The organism is uncultured Dialister sp. (assembly GCF_937959425.1).
Taxonomy (GTDB): Bacteria; Bacillota; Negativicutes; order Veillonellales; family Dialisteraceae; genus Dialister.
This window is the reverse complement of sequence record NZ_CALGPS010000034.1, coordinates 1-3,292: the sequence shown is the minus strand read 5'-3', so window position 1 is coordinate 3,292 and position 3,292 is coordinate 1. Positions and strand designations below refer to the sequence as shown.

The following is a 3,292-nucleotide window of genomic DNA, read 5'->3' as shown; positions in this document are numbered from 1 at the left end:
GGCGCAGCCGGATAGGGGGTGGCCACGCCAGTGGCCAATTCAGCAGAATGCTTAGCAAAAATTAAGCAGCAGGAGGGCATTCCCGTAACGCTGACTATATAATCATTGCCGCGCAGCGGCAATCCACAACCCTCGCCCGCAAAGCGGGCGTCAAACCTTTGAACCCTTTGAACCTTCTGAACCCTCACGCCGCAGGCGTGTCCATGGCCCCTGTTTCTCTTGCACCTTTTCCCAAAATTCGCTAAAATATAGGTAGGAAAACAGCAGATTTCATAGCTTTCAAAGGAGGGGTTCTTATGCCGTCCAAATCGCTGAAAGTCAAGGATTTCATGACCAAGTATGTGTTTACTGTATCGCCTGATGTGACGGTGCACCGGCTGGTGGGGCTGTTTATTACCCATCCTGTGAGTGCCATTCCGGTGGTGGGGGATGATAATGAGCTCCTGGGCATCGTTTCGGAAGGGGATCTGCTTTACAAGAAGGTGACGCCGAAGATTCCTCAGTATGTGGATGTGCTTGGCGGAAATCTGTATTACTGCGGTTTCGGCCGGTATGAGAAGTCGTTCCGGAAGCTCCTGGCTACTACGGCGGCGGAGATCATGACGAAGGATGTGCGCTGTGTGACGCCGGAGACGGATATGGAGACGCTGACGAATCTTATGGTGGATGAGCATTTGAAGACGGTGCCGGTGGTGGAGAAGAGGAAGGTGGCTGATGCTGCTGAGCAGCCGCCGGCGCGGCTGGTGGGGATTATTACCCGCCATGATATTCTGGGCGCCATCGCGGCTACGGAGGCGGAGGAGCTTTTAAAAAATCGGGAGGAAGAGAAGTAGTATGAGGAAACTGCACCGGTGGGATATGCCGGTGCGGTTTTTTATTTGTGCCGGGCATAGTATAATAGGGGAAACGCTCCTTTCGGTTGATTTCATTTTTCCGGAGGAGAGGGAGGTATATGATGGGAAAGCGGCTGATCCGGTTTCTTAGTAAAATGCACAGGGGAGTCCTGATCTGCGGGGGCTTTGCGCTCTTTATGCTTCTGGGGGCTTTTCTTCTGATGCTGCCTTTTTCGCAGACCGGCAGGTCGGAGGTTTCTTTTGTGGATGCTCTTTTCATGTCGGTGAGCACGGTGAGTGTCACCGGTATGAGTATGTTTGATCTGCGCTATGATTTCACTGTTTTCGGACAGCTGGTGATTCTTTTCCTCATGCAGGTGGGGGGCCTGGGAATCATGACTATGATGGCCATGGTGAGTATTTATACGGGCCGCCGGATCCGTCTGCAGGAACGTCTTCTGATCCGGGACTCTTTCAATCTGAATACGCCGTCGGGCATGGTGATGCTGGTGCGGAAGATCATCGTCACCACTCTGGCGGTGGAGTTTACGTCGGGGACGCTTCTGGCTGTTTATCTCTATTTCAAGTACGGGGCCATCGGCATTTATCTGGGCTACTGGCATGCGGTGTCCGCTTTTACGAACTGCGGCATGGATATCATGGGCAGTGATGTAGGTTTTGCAGGCATGGCGGCAGACGGTTTTGTGAGTACGGTGATTGTGGTTACCATGTTCCTGGGGGGCGTGGGTTTCATCGCTCTGGATGATATTTTAAGAAATCACAGGTGGTGCAGGCTGTCTTTCAACAGCAAGTTCATTTTTACCATGGAGGCTGTCCTCATCCCTCTGGGGGTGGTGGTGTATTTCCTTCTGGAGGGAAGCAATCCGGAAACCATGGGCCACATGAGTACGCTGGAGAAGTGGCAGAGCGCTTTTTTCATGTCCGTGTCTTCCCGGCTGGCAGGGTTTGCGGTGTTTGATATCCACTCCATGATGAGTTCCACCGTCCTTTTTGTCATGATGTTCATGTTCGTAGGGGCGGCGCCTGTTTCCACCGGCGGCGGCATCAGGACCACAACCATGGGCCTTCTTCTTCTGTCTCTCTGGGCCTGGGTCCGGGGCAGGCGGGAGGTGGTGCTTTTCCACAAGCAGGTGGATGCGAAGTGTCTCACCAAGGCGTCCAATGTGTTCACCCTGGCCATGGTGCTCACGTTCCTGACGGCGTTCTGCGTGTTCGCCCTGGAGCCGAAGGATTTCGACTTTGAGGATGCCCTTTTTGAATCGGTGTCCGCCTTCAGCACCGTAGGCTTCAGCATGGGGCTGACGGGGGAATGGAATACGGCCTGCAAGATCGTGCTCATGATTGCCATGTACATCGGCCGTATCGGCGTGATGACCCTGGCCATCGCCTTTGCAGGCCATCATAACAGTTCTGTGAAGTATCCGAAGGAAAATGTGGTTATAGGTTAAATAAAGAGGTTCGTTATGGGTCAGAAATTACAGTTTTTCGTAGCCGGTCTGGGCCGGTTTGGTAAAAGTGTGGCTGTGACGCTGGAAAAGATGGGGTACGACGTCATGGCCATGGATATCGATGAAGATGTGGTGCAGGACCTGGCGGATACCCTGGGATATGTGGTGTGCGCCGACTGCTCGGACGAAAAGAACCTGGCCGCCATCGGCGCCGGCAATGCGGACGTGGCGGTGGTTTCGGTAGGAGAACTCTCCGCCAGCCTCATGACAACCCTGATATTGAAGGATATGGGGGTCAAGAAAATCGTGGTCAAGGCCCTGGACCCCCTCCATGGGAAAATGCTCCAGAAAATCGGGGCGGATAAAATCATCTACTCCGAAAAGGAAATGGGCGTCCGCGTGGCCCACAACCTTATTTCCCCGGGCATTGTGGACTATATCGAAATGGAAAACAACATTACCATCCTTTCCATCCACGTGCCGGAAGACTGGATCGGCAAGAGCATTCTCGACATCGACATCCGTAAGAAATATAACATCACCGTAGTGGCCATCAAGAGAAAAGGGGAAATGTACGTCAACCCCCATCCGGATATGCAGCTCGCCTCCGATGATATGCTCATCATTCTGGGGGACTCGGAAAGCGTAAAGCGGGTCACCGCCAGCCTGGAGCAGTAAGCTTTACGGACACGCCTTCGGCGTGAGGGGGATAGTGGCTGGTGGCGCCTGACTGCGCGGTCGGGGCCGGGGAGCGCCTGACGGCGCAGTGACTAGTGACTAGTGGCTAGTGGCTGATTCCTAGATACAAGCTACCAGCTACAAGCTACTAATCCCCCGCCTCCCACTCGTCATCCTGAGCGGAGCGAAGGATCTCGGTAAGAATAGTAAGTGAGACAGTTGGCATTAAATACCAGTCGGCGGGGCGGCTGTATTCCCGAAGCGGCTGGGATCGAAGATCGGGATCGAGGATCGGGGGCCGCCTGCGGCGGC

General features: G+C 54.1%; 3 protein-coding genes. All 3 read left to right on the top strand.

All coding sequences use genetic code 11. From position 1 onward, the window contains the following. Positions 1 to 296: 296 nt before the first annotated feature. Positions 297 to 833, top strand: a complete 537-nt coding sequence (locus Q0482_RS01645; RefSeq protein ID WP_299142546.1) for a CBS domain-containing protein — start codon at positions 297 to 299, stop codon at positions 831 to 833. 119 nt (positions 834 to 952) lie between these two features. Continuing rightward, positions 953 to 2,302, top strand: coding sequence for a potassium transporter TrkG (locus tag Q0482_RS01640; protein ID WP_299142543.1), 1,350 nt, complete (start codon positions 953 to 955; stop codon positions 2,300 to 2,302). 15 nt (positions 2,303 to 2,317) lie between these two features. Then, positions 2,318 to 2,980, top strand: a complete 663-nt coding sequence (locus Q0482_RS01635) for a TrkA family potassium uptake protein (RefSeq protein WP_296982466.1) — start codon at positions 2,318 to 2,320, stop codon at positions 2,978 to 2,980. Positions 2,981 to 3,292 lie beyond the last annotated feature (312 nt).